Below are 19,839 nucleotides of genomic sequence, written 5' to 3'. Positions count from 1 at the left end.
ATTATACTCTATCATTTACCCTTTAATGGGTATAAATTTTTAGAGAATGGAGTTGTTTATGAAAGAAAATATTGTAATCACATATATTTACCACTCTTGTTATACTGTGGAAACTGGGGATTTATTTATCATTTTTGATTATTATAAGGGTATTTTAAATATTCCGGAAGATAAGCAAGTTGTATTTTTTGCTAGTCATGGTCACAGTGACCACTACACTTCTGAAATTTTAAAAGTACCAGATATGGAAAATAAAACTTATATTCTAAGCTCGGATATTGTGAAGCTTCCGTCAAATGAGAACATTATTTATATAAGAGATGATAAGATCTCTATGGATCAGCTGAAAAGTTTATACAATTCTAAAAATGTAAATTTTATTAGTGAAAATCATACTTATAATATTAAGCTAAATAATGGTAAAATTTTAAAAGTAAAAACTTTTGGATCAACAGATAAGGGAGTTTCTATATTGTTGTATTTAGATGGTATGACAATTTTCCATACAGGTGATCTTAATTTTTGGGCATGGCCTTATTATGATGATAAAAAAATGCAAGTAGAATACGATGATTTTATGGCAGAAATAGAAAAAATTAAGAAAGAAGAAGTTGATATAGCTTTTTTTCCAGTTGATCCAAGGCTAAATGAAAACTATTATAAGGGCGGGGATATTTTTATAAAAGAAGTACGTCCACAAATATTTTTCCCTTTGCATTTTGCAGACAATGTAAAGATTACAAGCAAGTTTAAAAAAAACTTTAGTTACGATTTTACAGACGTAAGAGAAATATTTGAGACTAACCAAAGAATACTTATAGACATTAATGATTAAATCAAATATGATATATAAGTCTAAGTAAATAAAGTTAGGAGTTTTATGGAAAAAATAGCAATTTTAACAGATACGGCATCTGATATAGATATAGAATTAGCGGAAAGTTTGGGTATATATTTACTTTCCTTATATGTAAATCTAGATAGCAAGTATTTTAAGGATAGAAAAGAAATTAGCCCAGAAAAATTTTATGATTGGGTAATAGAAAATAACAAATTGCCAAAGACGAGCGCAGCTTCTCCTATGGATCTTACAGAAATTTTAGAGCAAATAAAAGATGATGGCTATGAAAAAGTAATTATAGTTAGTTTAGGATCAAAATTCTCATCAACTTATAATTTATTTAATATGATAAAAATAGATGGATTGCAATCTTTCGTATTTGATACGTCAAATCTAACCTTGTCTGAAGGAGTTTTTGCCATATATGCAAAAGAACTTGTAGACGAAGGATATAGTTTTGAGCAAATTATTGATAAATTAGAAGAAAAAAAGAGAGATTCTAAAGTCTTTTTTACACTTAAAAACTTTAGATACATAGTAGAGGGTGGTAGAGTTCCAAGAACTTTTGGAAAGATAGGTAATGCTCTATCAGTAAAACCAATTATCAGCATAAATCCAGAAGAATGTAGTTTTAAACTTTTAAAAATTACTAGAGGCGAAAAAAAACTTTTAAATGAATTTAAAAAAATAGCGTTAAATGAGCTAGAAAATGTAAAAGATTATTACTTTTATATAGGACACGGTGGCTATGAAGAAAGTTTAGAAAAACTTGAAGAAACTTTTAAAGATATAATAGTAAATGCTAGAAAATATTATCCTATACAAATATCTCCAACTCTTGGTGCGAATACAGGTCCAGGATTGTTTGGCTTTGGCTTATTTAAATTAGATTGATTAAAGTTTAAAAAATATTTGACAAATATATATTTGGCTAGTATTATATAGAGCATAGACAACAAAGAAGTACCCAGATACTCACCTGCCGATTGATATTTGTAGGTTAATAATTTTTAAGATTATTTAAAAATTCAAACGGGTACTTTGTGCCCGCTTTTTTTATGTAATTATACATTGGAGGTATAACTATAAAAGATTTAAGAATAAATGATGAAATTAGAGCTGCCCAAGTAAGATTGATCGATGAAAATGGTAACCAAGTTGGTATAACAAGTTTAAGAGATGCACAAAATCGTGCTGATGACGCAAAATTAGACTTGGTATTAATGAGTCCAAAGGCAAAACCACCTGTTACTAGAATCATGGATTATGGAAAGTTTAAATACGATCAAGAAAAAAAGGAAAAAGAAAATAAGAAAAAACAAAAGAACGCTCAACTAAAAGAGACAAGATTTTCCTTAAAAATTGAGGACAATGATTTACAAACTAAAGCAAATCAAGCCAAAAAATTCTTAAACAACGGGGATAAAGTAAAAGTTTCTATAAGATTTAGAGGACGTGAGCTAGGTCGTAAAGAACCGGGTTATGAATTGATGGATAAATTTAAGGGCATGCTTGGCGATGGAGTAGAAGTCTACAAAAAACCAAAAATGGAGGGTAGATCCCTAGTAATGTTTCTAGAACCAAAAGGAGAAGAAAATGGCAAATAAAAATAAAACAAGAAGAGCTGCTGCAAAAAGATTTAAAGTAACAGGCAGCGGAAAAGTTACAAGAAGAAAAGCATACAAAGGTCACTTAACAGCTAAAAAATCACCAGCTAGAAAAAGAAAACTTAGAAAAGGAACAGTAGTTTCTAAAGCTGATGAAAGAAATGTTAAAAATTTATTAGGAATGTAATTAGGAGGCAGTATAAAAATGGCAAGAGTAAAAAGAGCAACAAACGCTAAGAAAAAACATAAAAAAATATTAAGACAAGCTAAAGGTTACTATGGTTCAAAAAGCCTTCTATACAGAACAGCTAACCAAGCTGTAATGAAATCATTAAACTATGCTTACATTGGACGTAAACATAGAAAAAGAGATTTCAGAAAATTATGGATTGCTAGAATCAATGCTGCAGCAAGACTTAACGGAACAACATACTCACAATTAATGGGCAAGCTTAAGAAGGCAAACATTGATATTAACAGAAAAATGCTTGCAGAAATTGCTGTAGAAAATCCAGCTGAATTTACAAAAATTGTTGAATTAGCTAACCAAAACGCTTAATGGTAATAAATTCTACATCCAATCAAAAATTTAAATATATATCAAAACTTAAAAATAAAAAGTATAGGGATATAGAAGATAAATTTATTATAGAATCTAAGAAATTAGTAGAAGAGGCTATCTCTTCTGCTGATGTAGATTTTATTTTTTTATCTGAAAGTAATAAAGACTATCAAACAAGCCTATATAAAGTAATCTTTGATGATAAACTTTTTAAAAAACTATCCAGCTTAAAATCTCCAGATGGATTTGCAGCAGTAGTTAAAAAGAAAAAAGAAAATGATATTTCATCAAATAGAGTTTTACTTCTGGATGGTTTAAATGATCCAGGTAATATGGGAACTATTATCCGTTCTGCAGAAGCCTTTGGTTTTAATGATATATTACTTGCTCCAAATACAGTTGATATATATAATGAAAAAACTTTAAGAGCCTCAATGGGCTCCATTTTTAGATTAAATATAAAACAAACAAGTTATGATGATATAGCTTTGTTAAAAAAATCTTACAAATTGGTAGCAGCCGACATGAGTGGGTATGATATTAATACATGTAAGATTGATGAGGATATTATCCTAGTTATAGGAAATGAAGCAAATGGCTTGTCAGATAAAGTAAAATCTATGACAGATATATTTGTAAAAATACCTATGAAAGGGAAAATTGAGTCTTTAAATGCAGCTATAGCAGCTAGCATTTTGATGAATATTCTTAGCTTATGATTCGGAAAAAACTTTAGTTATTCTTTACCAGCAAGAGGGGATGATGGAAGCTCTCAAAGTTACGGCTAAATATATTCACCGATGAAGTTTGATATGAAATTAGTAATTGATACGATTTGCTGCGTTATAAGCTTTTAAGTGGGTTAATATTAACCAATTAAGGTGGTACCGCAGTTAGATTCTGTCCTTTTATAGGGCAGAATTTTTTATTGCAAAATTTGAAAGGAAAAATAATGGAAGAAAATTTAAAGCAAAGTTTAAGCAAGGCTCAAAATGAGATTGAAGCTGCAGACAGCCTGGAAGTCTTAGAAAAAATAAGAGTATCCTATCTTGGTAAAAAAGGTATTATAACTGATCTTAAGAAAAATATTTCCAAATTACCAAATGAAGAAAAACCAATGGCTGGAAAATTGATAAATGAAACAAGTACTAAAATAGAAAATGCTCTTTTAGAAAAATCTGAAATACTAAAAGAAGAATTATTAAAAGAAAAAGTAGAAGAAGAAACTATTGATGTTACTGCTCATTTTGAAAGACATGATAGTGGGCATCTGGCTTTAATAAATCAAACCCTAGAAGAGCTTGAAAGTATTTTCCAAAATATGGGATTTGATGTTGTAGAAGGACCAGAAATAGATACTGTAAAAAATGTATTTGATGATTTAAATTCTCCAGCAGATCATCCTGCAAGGTCAACTAGCGATACTTTTTATATAACAGATGATACATTACTTCGTCCTCATACTTCATCTATGCAAATACGTGTAATGAATGAGGGGAAATTACCAATAAAAATGGTATCAGCAGGTCGTGTATTTAGAAATGATGAGGTGGATGCTACCCACTCACCAATGTTCCACCAATTAGAATGCTTAGTTGTAGATGAGAATGTATCTATGGCAAATCTAAAGGCAACGCTCGAAACATTTATCAAAGAAATGTTTGGAGATGATATGGAACTTAGATACCGTCCACACCACTTCCCATTTACAGAACCATCTTTAGAAGTAGATGCAACTTGTCCAGTTTGCCGTGGTGAAGGTTGTCCAGCTTGTGGAAATACTGGTTGGTCAATGGAACTCTTAGGTGGCGGAATGGTACATCCAAATGTACTAGAAGCTTGTGGAATCGATAGCGAAAAATATACTGGATTTGCTTTTGGCCTTGGAGTTGATAGGATAGCCATGGTTAAATATGGCTTAGATGATATCAGATTACTTTATGACAATGACAAAAGATTTTTGGAACAATTTTAGGAGAAATAATGTTAGTACCTTTAGTTTGGCAAGATAATTACGTAAAGATAGATAAAGATTTAAAAACTATTACAGATAGACTTTCAGAAACTGGTTCCCATGTTGAAGAAGTGACAATTACAACCAGTGCACTAGAAAGTGTAGTTGTAGGTCATGTTCTAGAACAAGAAAAGCATCCAGACGCTGACAGGCTAAAAGTTTTAAAAATAGATATAGGACGCGAAAAACCTGCAACAATTATAACTGCAGCAAAAAATACAAAAAAAGGTGATTACTTATTTGTAATTACAAGTGGAACAACCATGGACAATGGTGACTATATAGGAGACCACGACTTTTTTGGTATCAATTCCGAAGGAATGCTTACATCATACGCAGAGCTAGGCTATCCTGATAATGTAATCCCAAAAGAATTTAGAGATGGAGTTATTATTTTAAATGAAGAATACAAAGCAGGAACTCCTGTTAGTGAAGTTTTAAAATCAAATGCTCCTGTTATAGAATATGAAATTACACCAAATAGACCAGATTGTCTATCAATCATTGGTATGGCAAGAGAAACGGCTGCAAGTTTTGGTGAAAAAATAACTATGCCATCAATAGATTTTAAAGAAAGTAATGAAGACATAAGTGATTACTTTAATGGTGTTAGTATTGAAAGTGATAAATGTGATAAATTTACAGCTAGACTAGTAAGAAATGTCACTATAGGCAAGTCACCTCAATGGCTACAAAATTATTTGATTTTAGCGGGTATGCGTCCAATAAATAATATTGTAGATATAACAAATTTTGTAATGCTTGAAACAGGTCAACCACTCCATGCTTATGACTTAGATAAATTAACTGACAAAAAACTTATAGTTAGAAATGCAAAAGATGGAGAAGTTTTAAAAACTCTTGATGGAGAAGAAAGAAAACTTGATCCTTCAATGCTTGTAATTGCAGATGGAAAAAATGCAATTGGACTAGCTGGGGTTATGGGTGGATTTGACACAGAAGTTACAGGTGAAACTAAGAATATAGTTTTAGAAGCGGCTAATTTTAGTGGAGCAAGTATAAGAGAAACTTCAAAAAAGATAGGTCTTAGAAGTGAAGCATCAACTCGTTTTGAAAAAGGACTGCCACTTGAAATGGCAGATTTTGCTAGCCGACGTGCTATGAAATTAATATCTGATTTAGGAATTGGAGAAATTGTTGGTGGCTATATAGAAGAAGGTAAAGAAAATTCTAATGAAAAAACAGTAGATCTTCGTATTTCCAGATTAAACTCTCTAACAGGAGTAGAATTTAGCAAAGAAGAAGCTATCAAAAACTTAGAGCTTTTAGAGTTTGAAGTAGAAGATATAGATGAAGATACAATTCGTGCTAAAGTTCCATTCTTTAGAACAGATATAGATATAGAAGCAGATTTGATTGAAGAAGTAGTAAGGCTATATGGTATGGGAAAAATTGAATCCAAACCATTACACTCTAGCCTTCAAAGAGGAATAAGATCAGATGCCAGACTTTTAAGAGATGATTTAAAAAAAGCATTGGCAGGACAAAAATTCTCAGAACTTACAACATATTCTTTTATATCTCCAAGAGAGTTTGATAGAATGGGTCTTGGAGAAGATTCTTATTTAAGAGAATATATAAAATTAGAAAACCCTTTAGGTGAAGATTTCTCTGTAATGAGAACCACACAAATTTCTAATATGTTAGATGTTATTTCGAAAAATATCAATCGTGGTCAAAAAGACTTAAAACTGTTTGAACTTGGAAAAACTTTTGAAAAAACAACATCTAATCTGCCAAATGAAAATGATACCTTAACTATGGGACTTTATGGATCATATAATTTCTATGATTTGAAAGATATATTTGAAATTTCTATGGTTAAGGTTGGATTTGGTGGATTTACTTATAAAACTCAAAAAGAAAATCCTATTTTCCATGCTGGAAGATGTGCAGATATTTATTATGGTGAAGAGTTTATTGGGACTATGGGTGAAATATCATATCAAATACGTGATGAATACAGTATCAAAAAGGGATGTTTGATTTTAGAAATCAATCTATCAAAAATTAGAGATCAAAGAATTAAGAATAAAAAATACCAAGAACTTCCAAAATATCCAGCAATCACCCGTGACTATTCATTTGTAACAGACCGTAATGTTGAATCTAGCTTTATAGAAGATACAATTATAAATAATGGAGGAGAACTTGTAAAAAATATCGAATTATTTGATATTTACACAGGTGATCAAATTGCCAAAAATAAAAAATCTATATCTTATAAGGTCGAATATAGAGATAATGATAAAACTCTAAAAGAAGAAGATATTAAAGAAATAGAAGAAAATATATTAGCTGATTTAGAGAAATCAGGAATAGTATTACGTAGTTAGGAGCAAAAGTGAGCGAAAAAAAAGTTCAAGTAGAAATAGATGGGGCAAGCTATACACTTGTTACCGATGAAAGCGAAGAACAAATAAAAGATATAGCTGCCTATGTTAGTAGCAAAATTGCAGAAGTGAAATCAAATAAACTAAGCTATGATAGAGAACTTGTTTTAGCAAGTGTAAATATTGCTAACGACCTTTACCATGTAGGCAATAGATATAGAAATTTACGAGATGAATCATCAGAAGCTATGGAAAAATATCCAGGTCTTGTAGAAAACTACAAAAAAGCAGTAACTCATAATGATGAATTGATAAATAAAGTTGAAGAGCTTACAAGTAGAATTAAAGATTTAGAAACTGATAATGAATCTCTAAATAAAAAAATAAAAGTTAATGAAGAAAGTGAAAAAACTATTGATAAGCTTAGAAAAGAAGTAGAAAAACTTCAAAGAGAAACTGTCACATTAAAATCAGAAAATGACCAATTAAAGGGGTCTATTTAATGAAAAAAACTGAAATATTAGCTCCAGTAGGCAAGGCAGATATGCTTTATGCAGGTCTTGCTGCAGGAGCTGATAGTTTTTATCTAGCCTTAGATGATTTTGGCGCTCGTGCCTATGCAGAAAATTTCACTTTAGAAAATATAAAAGAAACCATAGACTACATTCATCTTTTTGGTAAAAGAGTATTTATCACTATGAATACCTTGATAAAAGATTACGAAATGCCAAAGGCACTTTCTTATGTAGAAAAGCTTTATGAATATGGAGTCGATGGCTTAATTATCCAAGATTTAGGATTCTTTTCAATAATAAAAGATCAAGTACCAGCAATGGAGCTCCATGCTTCGACACAGATGGCAGTTCGTGAATACTACGGTGCAAAATATTTAGCTGATTTGGGATTTGATAGAATTGTTATAGCAAGAGAGACTCCTATTGAAGAAATAAGAAAAATTGTAAAACTACCCGTTGAAACAGAAGTATTTGTTCACGGGTCACTTTGCGTGAGTTTTTCTGGTGAGTGCCTTATGAGTTCGTATTTTGGTGGTAGATCTGCAAATCGTGGTAGATGTGCTGGGCCATGTAGGCAAAAGTATAGACTACTATATGATGGCAAAGTTTTGGGTGATGATTATTATTTAAATATGAAAGATCTAAACACTATCGATAAATTGGAAGAACTAATTGATATAGGAGTAGATTGTCTAAAAATCGAAGGACGTATGAAAACTCCAGAATATGTTTTTGCAGCAGTGGCTAACTATAAAAGTAAAATTGAAGAAAATACCTATAATAAAAATCAAATGCTAGATAGCTCAAATAGAGGTTACACTAAAGGATTTATTTTTGGTCAAAAAAGAGACTATATAACTTTAAAAGATGATAGCAAACATAGAAGTGTAGGCAAAGTTTCATCTAAGAAGGGTAAAAAGTATTTTATAAGTAATTCTGATTTATACTTAGGAGATAATTTAGAAATTACAACTAAGAAGGGAAAGAGATTACCCTTTACTACAACTAGAAATTACAAAATAAATGAAAAAATATTTTTGGAAAAATATCCGGATGCAGCGATAGATTCTGATGTTCTTATTGTAAATTCAAATAAAGTAACCGATCAAAAAGACCAAGCCTTAGAAGCTTACAGAAGTTTACCGATAAAAATTGATTTTAAGGCCCGTCTTGGAGAAAATCCACAAATTACACTTACTTATAAAAATATATCAGCAAGCTATACTCATCCAGTAACCATAGAGACGGCAAAAAATATTTCCCTTACTCCAGAAGCCATAAAAGAAAACTTAGCAAAATTTAATGATGAAATTTTTAGTCCAAGTGCAATAAATATTGAAATTGATGAGGGGATATTTTTAAGAAAAAAAGATATAAATGAGTGTCGTAGGATGGGAGTAGCCTCCTTAGAAGAGGAAATATTAAAAAACTACCATAGGGATGAAATAAAAATTGGCCTACCACAAATAGAAAGTGGCCATAATCATAAAGCTGAGAGAAATATAGAACTACTTACAAATAATATATCAAATGATTTATTAAGTGATTTTGACAATGTCTACATTAGATCTTTTGATGAAAAATATAAGGGGAATAATTTATACTTAAACCTAGATGCCCATGATGAATATGATGTAGATAATTTGATCTCTTATATAAAGGCAAATGGTATAAGAGGGGTTATTTGTAATAACTACAGGGATTTCGCTTTTGTTGATAATTTTAAAAATAATGATATAAAAATAAGAATAGGTAGGTATTTAAATATATTCAATTCCTATACTGTAAATTTTTATAAGGATTTTGCAGAAAATATTTGTGTATCAAGTGAGATAGACCTTGACATTATAAATAATATTAGCCAAAACCAAGCAGTAGAAGCCTTAGTTTATTCTAGAATTGAGCTTATGAATATGCGCCACTGCCCATTTTCTGTAATCAAAAAATGTGGTCTATCTGGATGCGAAACTTGTAAGTTTAACAAGGGAGTTTTAGAATCCCACGATGGAGAAAAGATGCAAGTAATCCGCTATGGGTATTATTCTAGAATATATCCAGCAAAACCGAGTCGTTTTGACAGTGATAAATTTTCTGATAAGGTTTCACTCTTATATTCAGTAATGGATGATAATGACATTTTAAATATGAACCAGGCAAAAATTCGCGATTCTTACACAAAAGGAGTGATTTAATGCAAGAGCGAACTTTAGAAGTTTTAGAATATGAGAAAATTTTAGAAAAAGTAGCCAGCCAAGCACGTTCCAGTGTTATTAAGAATAAAATTTTAAATCTAGCTCCTATGACAGATGCTGATGAGATTAAAGAAGAATTAGAAAACACAGCACAGATGGTAGGGGTTATTTCACGTTTTGGAAATATAGATTTATTTGGTCTTTATGACTTTACTTCTATGATTGGTTATGTTAGAAAAAGAGGAATTCTAGAGCCTTATGAATTATTGCAAGTAAATGATCTATTAAGAGTTTCTGAATATTTAAAAAATTATGGAAAAGATATAGAAGAAGTCTATATAAAAGATCTTTTTTCTAGGATTTCTACTAATGATTTTATAAAAAAGGAGATTGAAAGATCTATCATTAGTGAAGATGAGATTGCAGATAATGCATCAAGCGAGCTTAGAAATATCCGCCGCCAAAAAGCTCGCAAGGAAGCTGATATAAAAGCAAAACTTAATTCCTATATTTCGAGTGATAGGTACGATGATGCCTTGCAAGACAAAGTAGTGTCTATGCGTGATGGCCGTTATGTAGTACCAGTTAAAACTAATAAAAAATCTGTAATAGGTGGGATTATCCATGATAAGTCTTCATCTGGGAACACTATATTTGTAGAACCTGCTGCTATTGTTGAGCTAAACAACCAGCTAAAAGATTTAGAGCTTAAAGAAGATGATGAAATTAGAAGAATCTTAGATAGACTTTCACGTTTTGTAGAAAAGTTTGATGTAGAGATTTTAGAAAACCAAAAGTTAATTTCTCGCATAGATTTCCTAGCAGCTAAGGCTGAATTTGCTATAAATAATGAATACACTAAACCAAAGATAACTACAGATAAGATTATAAAGTTAAATCAAGCTCGTCATCCACTTCTAACAGGTAAGGTTGTGCCAATAGATGTAGTTATTGGTGGAGATTACAAAACCCTTATAATCACAGGACCAAATACAGGGGGTAAAACAGTATCCTTAAAAACTGTTGGTTTAATATCTATTATGGCCCAAACTGGTTTTTATATACCAGCTGAGGAAAATAGTATAGTAAATGTTTTTGATGATATTTTTGTAGATATAGGTGACACCCAATCTCTTGAGATGAGCTTATCAACCTTTTCTGCATCCCTTACAAAAATTGTAAAAATAACTGAAAGCGCTAGTCCTAATTCTTTAGTACTTTTAGATGAGCTAGGATCTGGTACTGACCCAACTGAAGGAGCAGCCCTTGCTATATCTATTCTGGATTATCTAAGGAAAAAAGAAATAATGACCTTTGCAACAACCCACTATAGCGAATTAAAATACTACGCAGTAGAAACTGCTGGTGTTATGAATGCTTCTGTAGAATTTGATGTAAATACCCTATCTCCAACTTACAAACTAGAGATAGGTACTCCAGGAAAATCAAATGCTTTTGAAATTTCAAGACGACTGGGACTTGATGAGAGTATATTAAAAAGTGCCCAAAATCTTTTAGGTGAAGATACTAAAAACGTAAACAAAATCCTAGATGAAATAGAAGAAAACAAAGAAGAAATAGAAGCTAAAAATGCTGAAATAGACCGCTACAAAAGAGAAATTCAAAAAGCTAAAAGAGACTTAGAAGAAAAGTCAAAAGAAGTAGAAAAACAAAGAGCGGCTATAATTAGAGATGCAGAAGATAGGGCAAATGAGATTTTAGAAAAAGCTAATACAGAGTCTCAAGAAATGCTAAAAGAAGCCAAAAAATCTAAAAATGCCAATACTTCTGACATAGATCGTAGCTTAAATAATATTAGAAATAGGTATAAGTCTAGCAAAATCGAAAGAAAACAAAAAGGACTTAGAATTGGAAAATCAGATGATGCTCCAGAAGATTTAAAACTAGGAGATATAGTAATCATCGAAGGGATTAACGAACGAGCTGAGGTCATTTCTGAACCAGATGATAAAGGCAATATCAAGCTACAAATGGGAATTTTGAAGATGGATTCAAATATAAAAAATGTCACCAAAGTAGAAAGTGATAGCAAAACAGAAAAAAATATCCAAAAAGTGTATAGTGCTAAAAAAGCAATGAACATATCACCAACCCTAGATTTGCGTGGACAAAGATATGATGATGCTATGAGAAGTCTAGATAAATATTTAGATGATGCTATGCTTGCAGGAATTTCAAAAGCAAAAATCATCCACGGCAAGGGAACAGGTGCTTTGATAAATGGTGTTACAGAAAATTTAAAAAATGATAAAAGAATCGCAGATTTTAGGCTAGGCGATGACAAAGAAGGCGGCTATGGAGTAACAATAGTTAGCTTCGACTAGGGAGGATTAATGAAAGATTTTAAAGAAATAATTGCAAAAAAATTAGAAAATGAAGACATAAATTTATCTTATGAGGAGATTTATAATTTAATAGAGATTCCGCCACAAGATGATATGGGAGATTATTCCTTCCCTTGCTTTACTCTCGCGAAAGTTTTAAGAAAAAGTCCAGTACAAATTGCTAGCGGTCTAGCAGAAAATCTTGGAATAGAAGAGTTTGAAAGAATCGAAAATATAAACGCTTATTTAAATTTTTATGTAGATAGAGACCTTTATCAAAATTCGGTTTTAAATGAAATTTTAGATAAAAAAGAAGACTATGGAAAATCTGATGAGGGTAAGAATAAAAATATAGTAATTGACTTTTCATCAGTAAATATTGCCAAGCCTTTTCATATAGGGCACATTAGATCAACAGTTCAAGGTGATGCTATTAGAAATATCCACGAATTTTTAGGATACAATGTCATAGCAACAAACTACCTAGGTGATTATGGAACCCAATTTGGAACTATGATAGCAGCTTACAAGCTCTGGGGAGATGAAAATGCTATAAATAAAGATCCTATCAATGAACTTTTAAAACTTTATGTAAGATATAACGCCGAGGCTAGTGAAAATCAAGAAATGATGGATGCTGCTCGTGCTGAGTTTAAAAATTTAGAAGATGGAGATCCTGAAGCAACAAAATTATGGCAATGGTTTAAGGATATTTCACTTCGTGAATTTGAAAGAGTTTATGGATTACTAGATATTCATTTTGATGATTACAATGGAGAAAGTTACAATTCGCAGTTTATACCTCAAACTTTAGAACTTTTAAAAGAAAAAGATCTACTAGTGGAAAGCGATGGAGCACAAATTATAGACCTAAGCCCATATGATTTAACACCAGCAATTATTATTAAATCAAATGGTTCAAGCTCATATATTACCCGAGATATAGGTACAGCTATAAATCGTAAAAGAGAATATGATTTTAAAGAGAATTTATATGTAGTAGCAACCCAACAAAATTTACACTACCAACAACTAAGAAAAATCTTAGAACTTATGGGCTATGAATGGTGGGATGATAACAAACACATAGCTTTTGGTATGGTAAGCTTAAAAGATCAAACAATGTCAACTCGTAAAGGACAAGTGGTTTTCCTAGAAGATGTACTAAACAAAGCAATTGATAAGACAAAATCAATTATGAAAGAACGTGGCACTGATATAGAAGATATAGATGAAACTGCAAAAATTGTAGGTATAGGTGCTGTAAAATTCCAAGAATTATATAATAATCGCATTAAAGACTATGTGTTTGATTGGGATGAAGTATTAAACTTTGATGGTGAAACAGGCCCATATGTTCAATATACTTATGCCCGTGCCAAATCTGTTTTAAGAAAAGCAGGAGCAGATAGCTTTGATTCTATAAAGTTTACTAATTTAAAAACTGATGAAGAGTTTGCCTTAGTAAAAAGTTTAGCAGAATTTGGTAACGTAGTAACAAAAGCTCGTGAAAAATATGAGCCATCACTTGTTACTCGCCATCTAACAGATATTGCAAAAGCATTTAATAAATTCTACAACTCTTCGCAAATAATGGTTGATGATAAAGAACTTAGAAAAGAGCGTCTTGCTCTAACCTACGCTACATCTATTATTTTAAAATCATCCCTAGGCTTACTAGGAATTAAAACTGTGGAGAAGATGTAATGAACGATAAGTTTCAGGACTTTTTAGAAATAACTAGAAAAGCATTTAAAGAAAGTTTTAGCAAAATAAACAAAATTTATATTGGTTTTTTTGTTTTTTTGATTAGGGCTATATTTATGAATTCTAGAGCCTTGTCCATGATGGGGGGAGGATTTGTAGGTGGACTTATAAATTATTTTATAGAAGTTGCTATACTTTGTTTTGTCGCTCAGTCTATGCGATCAGTAGTTGTTTATGGAAATACTGGGAAAAAATCTATATCAAATTCAATAAATAATTACTGGCAAGCTATGCTTAGCACTTTTTTTTACTTTTACTTAATAGAAATGATTATTAATTTTTTGCCAGTATATTCTGATATGAGAGTATTTCTGTATGTTGCTTTCAACTTTTTAATGTCAGCCTTACTAGAAGAAGTTTACATGAATGGAAATGCTGGTTTTGATGCTTTAAAAAAATCAGCTAAATTTGTATGTGACAACTTCCTAACATATGGAATATTTTCTTTAATTTGCTTGATAGTAATTACAAAATTAACATTTAATGGCAGCATTGAATTTACCAGCAAGGCTTTGTATATTTTGCTAATAGCTGCAGTAGATTTGATATTTTATTTAGTAAGAGGGCACTTATTTAAATACTTAAACAAGCACTCTTACCGTCAAAGAAAATTTATGAGAGGTTAATATGAGACTTGATGATTATTTTTTAACTTTTACAAAAAATCTTGCATATTTAGACTTAAAAGAATCTAGTGATTATCCAGTTTTAGAAGATATACCCTTGCCAATTTATGTAGATGATATGCAAAGCGGAATAATGACTGGAACTATGAGTGAAAGAATAGAAATAGAAAATTTTATTGATGGGATGCTTATAAACATAGGGGCAGATCGAGAATTTCTCTATAATGAAGAATATAAAGCTATCCTTACTCAATTTTTAGATGATATTAGTAAGTATGCGTCAAGCAAGGCCATAGCTGTTGCAGATGAAGATTTAAATAAAGCTTTATTATTACTAAGGGGTGGATATATTTTAAATTCAAGTGATAATTACAATTCTTATTTATACGCTAGATTTTTATGGCCTAAAGCTTATGATTCTGATGACAAATATAAAGAAGACTTTATTAGAGAGTCTTTGGATATATTACAAAATACGATTGTAAATGACGAAAATTTTGCTATATCTTATTATGAATTAGGTAATATTTATGCAAATCTTGGAGAATATATAAAGGCACGTAGTTTTTATGACAAGGCTTTACAAAAAACTGATGCACCAGAAGCTGAAAATGAAATAAGAGATAAGCTAACAGAGATAAATGATAATGCAGAAATAGAAGAATCACTATACTTTATAGGTAAGGGAGATTATAACAATGCTATTAAAAAATTAACAGGATTATTATCCAATAAAAAACGAGCTGATGCTTATTATTATCTAGGAGTTGCCTATCAAAATATTGGCCAATACGAAAATTCAATTATGGCATTTGAAAACGCTCTAGATGCGGGAACAGAGTTTAGAGAACTTTATAATGATTATGCAGTTTCGCTATTTTTAAACGATAGGCAATTAGATGCATTAAGTGTTATTGCAGAAGGTTTGGAGAAATTTCCTCAAGATCCAAGATTAGTTTATAATAAAATACAAATAAACTTAACCATTGGTAATATTGGAAAAGCTAAAGAAGATATAGATGAATTATTAACCTATGATGATCTGACAGATGAAATTAGGGGTAATTTATTAATAATTAAAGATCAATATAAAATTTAAAGACCCATAGAGGTCTTTTTAAATTGAAAAAATGAAAGAGGTTTTATGATTATAATTAGAAATATTAATCTAGAATCGGATAATCCTGAAAAACTTAGGCAAAAAATATCAAAACTTATTAATAAAAAGAAATTTGATTATGAAATATATAGAAAGTCCATAGATTCTAGGAAGGGAATTAAATTTTCCTACCAAGTTTTAGTAGATATAAATCCTAGTGACAAAGAATTAAAGAAAATAAAAAATGCAGATAGATTTGAATTTAGGAATTCGGAAATTGAAATCAATAATCCACCAGAAGAAGTAGCTATCATAGGATCAGGACCATCTGGATTATTTACTGCCTATGTCCTTTCACAAAATGGAGTAAAGGTAAAAGTTTATGAACGTGGTGAAGCTATAGAAGATAGAATAAAAACTATTGATGATTTTAAAAATAGTGGAAAACTTAATACGGAATCAAACATCCAATTTGGAGAGGGCGGAGCAGGAACATATTCAGATGGAAAATTAACAGCTCGCAGCAAAGACCCTAGAGTAAGAATGGTTTTGGATACTTTTCACAAATATGGAGCTCCTGATGACATAATGATAGATGCAAAACCTCATATAGGAACGGACTTACTTCGTGACGTAATTATAAATATGAGAGAAGAAATCAAAGCTAATGGGGGAGAATTTTATTTTTCACACCACTTAGATGATATTGAAATTAAAGATGATAATGTAGTAAATATTATTGTAAATGAAGAAAATATAAAATCAGGTGCCTATGTCTTAGCTATAGGACATTCTGCAAGGGATACTTTCGAAATGCTCAGTGAAAAAATACCTATGGAAAATAAGAACTTTGCAGTTGGATTTAGGATAGAACATAAAAGAGAAACGATAAACGAAGCTCAATATAATGGAAAAAATACAGATATAGAAGGCAATATATTACCAGCCGCTTCTTATAATCTTTCATACAATAATAAAGAAAACGGACTTTCCTCCTACACTTTTTGTATGTGTCCAGGTGGATATGTTGTAAATGCAAGTAGTGAGGAAAATATGACTTGTGTAAATGGAATGAGTTACCATGATCGTAATGGAGAAAATTCAAATGCAGCTCTCATAGTAACTATAGGCGAAGAAATTTATGGTAAAAAATTATTGGATGGAATGAGATTTCAAAGAGAAGTAGAAAATAAAGCCTATGAATTAGCAGAAGGCAAAGTTCCTGTACAAAGATTTATAGATTTTAAAAATAATAAAAAAACAAAAGAAATAGGTAATATAAAACCATCGGTAGAATCAGCTTATGAATTAGCAAATCTAAGAAATCTATACCCAGCAATCATAGATGAAATGATAATTGAAGCAATAGAATACATGGGAAATAAATTAGACGGATTTTCAGATGACGATTCCATATTATCAGGAGTAGAAACTAGATCATCTTCCCCTATAAAAATGTTAAGAGATAAGGAAAATAAATCATTGGGATTAAGTAATTTATATACAATAGGAGAAGGCAGTGGACATTCTGGAGGGATAGTATCCTCAGCAGTAGATGGGATTAAAGCTGCAGAAGCAATCTTAAATAGAAAATGAAAAAAATCGAAAAAACATTTGACAATATATAAATATGGGTGTATATTTCTATAGTCACTACGAAAGACACTGAGCTTTAAAAAAGTTTTTTTAAAAAAAGTTTTAAAAAATCCTTGACAAGTTCAAAAAATAGTAGTACACTATAAAAGTCGTTACAAACAAACGACAACAATGAACCAGATGTTTAAAGCAAACATCTAAAATGAAATTTAATATCAATGATTATGTAAAACAAAAACATAATCAACCTATCAATAAATAACTAATAAGTTATTGACAACTTTAACCAAGTTGATTTCTTTAAGGATGATTAATAGGCCAGTCCGGCCAGAAGAGGACCCTCCACGGAGTGGTCGCAGGACGGAACGGCCGAGAAATAAATCACGCATTGATTATAAAGATCAGTGTAAATGAAAAGAGCTTGAATCAAAAAGCTTTTATGAACAAAAGATAAACTACATTAGTAAATAAAAAATGTAGAAAAATATTTTTCATGAGAGTTTGATCCTGGCTCAGGATTAACGCTGGCGGCGTGCATAACACATGCAAGTCGAACGATGAAGATTATTAGACTTCTTCGGAATGAAAATAATTGGATTAGTGGCGGACGGGTGAGTAACGCGTGAGTAACCTGCCTTACACAAGGGGATAGCCGTTGGAAACGACGAATAATACCCTATGAAACTATCACTTCGCATGAAGCGATAGTCAAAGTGTTAGCGGTGTAAGATGGACTTGCGTCTGATTAGCTAGTTGGTGAGAAAAAAGCCCACCAAGGCAACGATCAGTAGCCGGCTTGAGAGAGTGTACGGCCACATTGGGACTGAGACACGGCCCAGACTCCTACGGGAGGCAGCAGTGGGGAATTTTGCACAATGGGGGAAACCCTGATGCAGCGACGCCGCGTGATTTAGAAGGCCTTCGGGTTGTAAAAATCTTTTGTATAGGAAGAAAATGACAGTACTATACGAATAAGGTCCGGCTAATTACGTGCCAGCAGCCGCGGTAATACGTAAGGACCGAGCGTTGTCCGGAATCATTGGGCGTAAAGGGTACGTAGGCGGGTCATTAAGTTAGAAGTCAAAGGCTATAGCTCAACTATAGTAAGCTTCTAAAACTGGAGACCTTGAGTAATGGAAGGGAAAGTGGAATTCCTAGTGTAGCGGTGGAATGCGCAGATATTAGGAGGAATACCGGTGGCGAAGGCGACTTTCTGGCCATTAACTGACGCTGAGGTACGAAAGCGTGGGTAGCAAACAGGATTAGATACCCTGGTAGTCCACGCCGTAAACGATGAGTGTTAGGTGTCTGGAGTAAATCTGGGTGCCGCAGCTAACGCATTAAACACTCCGCCTGGGGAGTACGCACGCAAGTGTGAAACTCAAAGGAATTGACGGGGACCCGCACAAGCAGCGGAGCATGTGGTTTAATTCGAAGCAACGCGAAGAACCTTACCAAGTCTTGACATATTTTGGAAACACTTAGAGATAAGTGCCTATATCTTCGGATAACTGAAATACAGGTGGTGCATGGTTGTCGTCAGCTCGTGTCGTGAGATGTTGGGTTAAGTCCCATAACGAGCGCAACCCCTATGGCTAGTTACCATCATTAAGTTGGGGACTCTAGCAATACTGCCGGTGACAAACCGGAGGAAGGTGGGGATGACGTCAAATCATCATGCCCTTTATGACTTGGGCTACACACGTGCTACAATGGCAGGTACAGAGGGCAGCAAGACAGCGATGTTAAGCAAAACTCAAAAAGCCTGTCCCAGTTCGGATTGCACTCTGCAACTCGAGTGCATGAAGTTGGAGTTGCTAGTAATCGTGGATCAGAATGCCACGGTGAATGCGTTCCCGGGTCTTGTACACACCGCCCGTCACACCATGGAAGTTGGCAATACCCGAAGCCTGTGAGCGAACCATTAAGGACGCAGCAGTCGAAGGTAGGGTCAGTAACTGGGGTGAAGTCGTAACAAGGTAGCCGTATCGGAAGGTGCGGCTGGATCACCTCCTTTCTAAGGATTGAGGAAACGACACGTCGTTTCCTCAACGAAGAACATTTAAAAGTTCTTGTTAGAAATACAGACATAATCATTGATATAAATTAAATTTCAATAATCCACTATATAATATAAAATAATATAAATAGTAAATATGGGGATATAGCTCAGTTGGGAGAGCACCTGCCTTGCACGCAGGGGGTCAAGAGTTCGAATCTCTTTATCTCCACCATAATGACCTATCACCATTTGCAAATCAAATGGAATGAAGGTCAGACGTCGCGGCGCTTTAAAGTTGTTTACAACTTTGTCAGCAAGC

General features: G+C 32.3%; 15 protein-coding genes, 1 tRNA gene and 1 rRNA gene. All 17 read left to right on the top strand.

Annotated features, from left to right (window positions below):
- Window positions 1-58: 58 nt before the first annotated feature.
- The 17 genes from DY249_RS05660 to DY249_RS05580 all read left to right on the top strand — a co-directional run bounded on the left by DY249_RS05660 (window position 59) and on the right by DY249_RS05580 (window position 19,752).
- Complete coding sequence (locus DY249_RS05660) at window positions 59-835, top strand: MBL fold metallo-hydrolase (protein WP_115595479.1); 777 nt, start codon at window positions 59-61, stop codon at window positions 833-835.
- Between the two features lie 45 nt (window positions 836-880).
- Window positions 881-1,735 (top strand): DegV family protein, encoded by an 855-nt coding sequence (locus tag DY249_RS05655; protein ID WP_115595478.1) that lies wholly within the window; start codon window positions 881-883, stop codon window positions 1,733-1,735.
- A 176-nt stretch (window positions 1,736-1,911) separates the two neighbouring features.
- Complete coding sequence (gene infC, locus DY249_RS05650; RefSeq protein ID WP_115595477.1) at window positions 1,912-2,448, top strand: translation initiation factor IF-3; 537 nt, start codon at window positions 1,912-1,914, stop codon at window positions 2,446-2,448.
- Window positions 2,438-2,635 carry a 50S ribosomal protein L35 gene (gene rpmI, locus DY249_RS05645; RefSeq protein ID WP_101539308.1) on the top strand — a complete coding sequence of 66 codons (198 nt, stop codon included), beginning with the start codon at window positions 2,438-2,440 and terminating at the stop codon, window positions 2,633-2,635. Before infC ends, rpmI begins: the two co-directional genes overlap by 11 nt.
- A gap of 18 nt (window positions 2,636-2,653) precedes the next feature.
- Window positions 2,654-3,007, top strand: a complete 354-nt coding sequence (gene rplT / locus DY249_RS05640; RefSeq protein ID WP_101539307.1) for a 50S ribosomal protein L20 — start codon at window positions 2,654-2,656, stop codon at window positions 3,005-3,007.
- Complete coding sequence (locus tag DY249_RS05635; protein WP_115595476.1) at window positions 3,007-3,729, top strand: TrmH family RNA methyltransferase; 723 nt, start codon at window positions 3,007-3,009, stop codon at window positions 3,727-3,729. The genes rplT and DY249_RS05635 overlap by 1 nt, the downstream gene beginning before the upstream one ends.
- Before the next feature lie 233 nt (window positions 3,730-3,962).
- Window positions 3,963-4,985 carry a phenylalanine--tRNA ligase subunit alpha gene (gene pheS / locus DY249_RS05630; protein ID WP_101539305.1) on the top strand — a complete coding sequence of 341 codons (1,023 nt, stop codon included), beginning with the start codon at window positions 3,963-3,965 and terminating at the stop codon, window positions 4,983-4,985.
- Between the two features lie 8 nt (window positions 4,986-4,993).
- Complete coding sequence (pheT, locus tag DY249_RS05625; RefSeq protein WP_115595475.1) at window positions 4,994-7,381, top strand: phenylalanine--tRNA ligase subunit beta; 2,388 nt, start codon at window positions 4,994-4,996, stop codon at window positions 7,379-7,381.
- Window positions 7,382-7,389: 8 nt separating this feature from the next.
- A complete protein-coding gene (locus DY249_RS05620; RefSeq protein ID WP_115595474.1) occupies window positions 7,390-7,881 on the top strand; it encodes a cell division protein ZapA in 492 nt (163 codons plus the stop codon).
- Window positions 7,881-10,085, top strand: coding sequence for a peptidase U32 family protein (locus DY249_RS05615; protein ID WP_115595473.1), 2,205 nt, complete (start codon window positions 7,881-7,883; stop codon window positions 10,083-10,085). The genes DY249_RS05620 and DY249_RS05615 overlap by 1 nt, the downstream gene beginning before the upstream one ends.
- Window positions 10,085-12,430: an endonuclease MutS2 gene (locus DY249_RS05610; RefSeq protein WP_115595472.1), complete on the top strand. Its 2,346-nt coding sequence runs from the start codon at window positions 10,085-10,087 to the stop codon at window positions 12,428-12,430. The genes DY249_RS05615 and DY249_RS05610 overlap by 1 nt, the downstream gene beginning before the upstream one ends.
- A gap of 9 nt (window positions 12,431-12,439) precedes the next feature.
- The gene (gene argS / locus DY249_RS05605) at window positions 12,440-14,137 is read left to right on the top strand and encodes an arginine--tRNA ligase (protein ID WP_115595471.1); all 1,698 of its coding nucleotides are present in this window, start codon (window positions 12,440-12,442) and stop codon (window positions 14,135-14,137) included.
- Window positions 14,137-14,823 (top strand): hypothetical protein, encoded by a 687-nt coding sequence (locus tag DY249_RS05600; protein WP_115595470.1) that lies wholly within the window; start codon window positions 14,137-14,139, stop codon window positions 14,821-14,823. The genes argS and DY249_RS05600 overlap by 1 nt, the downstream gene beginning before the upstream one ends.
- 1 nt (window position 14,824) lies before the next feature.
- A complete protein-coding gene (locus DY249_RS05595) occupies window positions 14,825-15,922 on the top strand; it encodes a tetratricopeptide repeat protein (protein ID WP_115595469.1) in 1,098 nt (365 codons plus the stop codon).
- A gap of 45 nt (window positions 15,923-15,967) precedes the next feature.
- Window positions 15,968-17,518, top strand: a complete 1,551-nt coding sequence (locus DY249_RS05590; protein WP_115595468.1) for an NAD(P)/FAD-dependent oxidoreductase — start codon at window positions 15,968-15,970, stop codon at window positions 17,516-17,518.
- Window positions 17,519-18,007: 489 nt separating this feature from the next.
- Window positions 18,008-19,535: ribosomal RNA gene (locus DY249_RS05585) — 16S ribosomal RNA — on the top strand.
- A gap of 141 nt (window positions 19,536-19,676) precedes the next feature.
- Window positions 19,677-19,752: transfer RNA gene (locus DY249_RS05580), tRNA-Ala, on the top strand.
- Window positions 19,753-19,839 lie beyond the last annotated feature (87 nt).

The organism is Anaerococcus octavius, from assembly GCF_900445265.1.
Lineage (GTDB): Bacteria > Bacillota > Clostridia > Tissierellales > Peptoniphilaceae > Anaerococcus > Anaerococcus octavius.
This window is presented reverse-complemented; position numbering and strand designations above follow the sequence as displayed.

What these genes read in the sequence shown, in the direction of transcription:
- DY249_RS05595 (WP_115595469.1), top strand. Translation starts at nt 14,825, where the DNA reads ATGAGACTTGATGATTATTTTTTAACTTTTACAAAAAATCTTGCATAT.
- DY249_RS05655 (WP_115595478.1), top strand. Translation starts at nt 881, where the DNA reads ATGGAAAAAATAGCAATTTTAACAGATACGGCATCTGATATAGATATA.
- rplT (WP_101539307.1), top strand. Translation starts at nt 2,654, where the DNA reads ATGGCAAGAGTAAAAAGAGCAACAAACGCTAAGAAAAAACATAAAAAA.
- DY249_RS05660 (WP_115595479.1), top strand. Translation starts at nt 59, where the DNA reads ATGAAAGAAAATATTGTAATCACATATATTTACCACTCTTGTTATACT.
- DY249_RS05615 (WP_115595473.1), top strand. Translation starts at nt 7,881, where the DNA reads ATGAAAAAAACTGAAATATTAGCTCCAGTAGGCAAGGCAGATATGCTT.
- argS (WP_115595471.1), top strand. Translation starts at nt 12,440, where the DNA reads ATGAAAGATTTTAAAGAAATAATTGCAAAAAAATTAGAAAATGAAGAC.
- pheS (WP_101539305.1), top strand. Translation starts at nt 3,963, where the DNA reads ATGGAAGAAAATTTAAAGCAAAGTTTAAGCAAGGCTCAAAATGAGATT.
- DY249_RS05600 (WP_115595470.1), top strand. Translation starts at nt 14,137, where the DNA reads ATGAACGATAAGTTTCAGGACTTTTTAGAAATAACTAGAAAAGCATTT.
- pheT (WP_115595475.1), top strand. Translation starts at nt 4,994, where the DNA reads ATGTTAGTACCTTTAGTTTGGCAAGATAATTACGTAAAGATAGATAAA.
- rpmI (WP_101539308.1), top strand. Translation starts at nt 2,438, where the DNA reads ATGGCAAATAAAAATAAAACAAGAAGAGCTGCTGCAAAAAGATTTAAA.
- DY249_RS05635 (WP_115595476.1), top strand. Translation starts at nt 3,007, where the DNA reads ATGGTAATAAATTCTACATCCAATCAAAAATTTAAATATATATCAAAA.
- DY249_RS05590 (WP_115595468.1), top strand. Translation starts at nt 15,968, where the DNA reads ATGATTATAATTAGAAATATTAATCTAGAATCGGATAATCCTGAAAAA.
- DY249_RS05610 (WP_115595472.1), top strand. Translation starts at nt 10,085, where the DNA reads ATGCAAGAGCGAACTTTAGAAGTTTTAGAATATGAGAAAATTTTAGAA.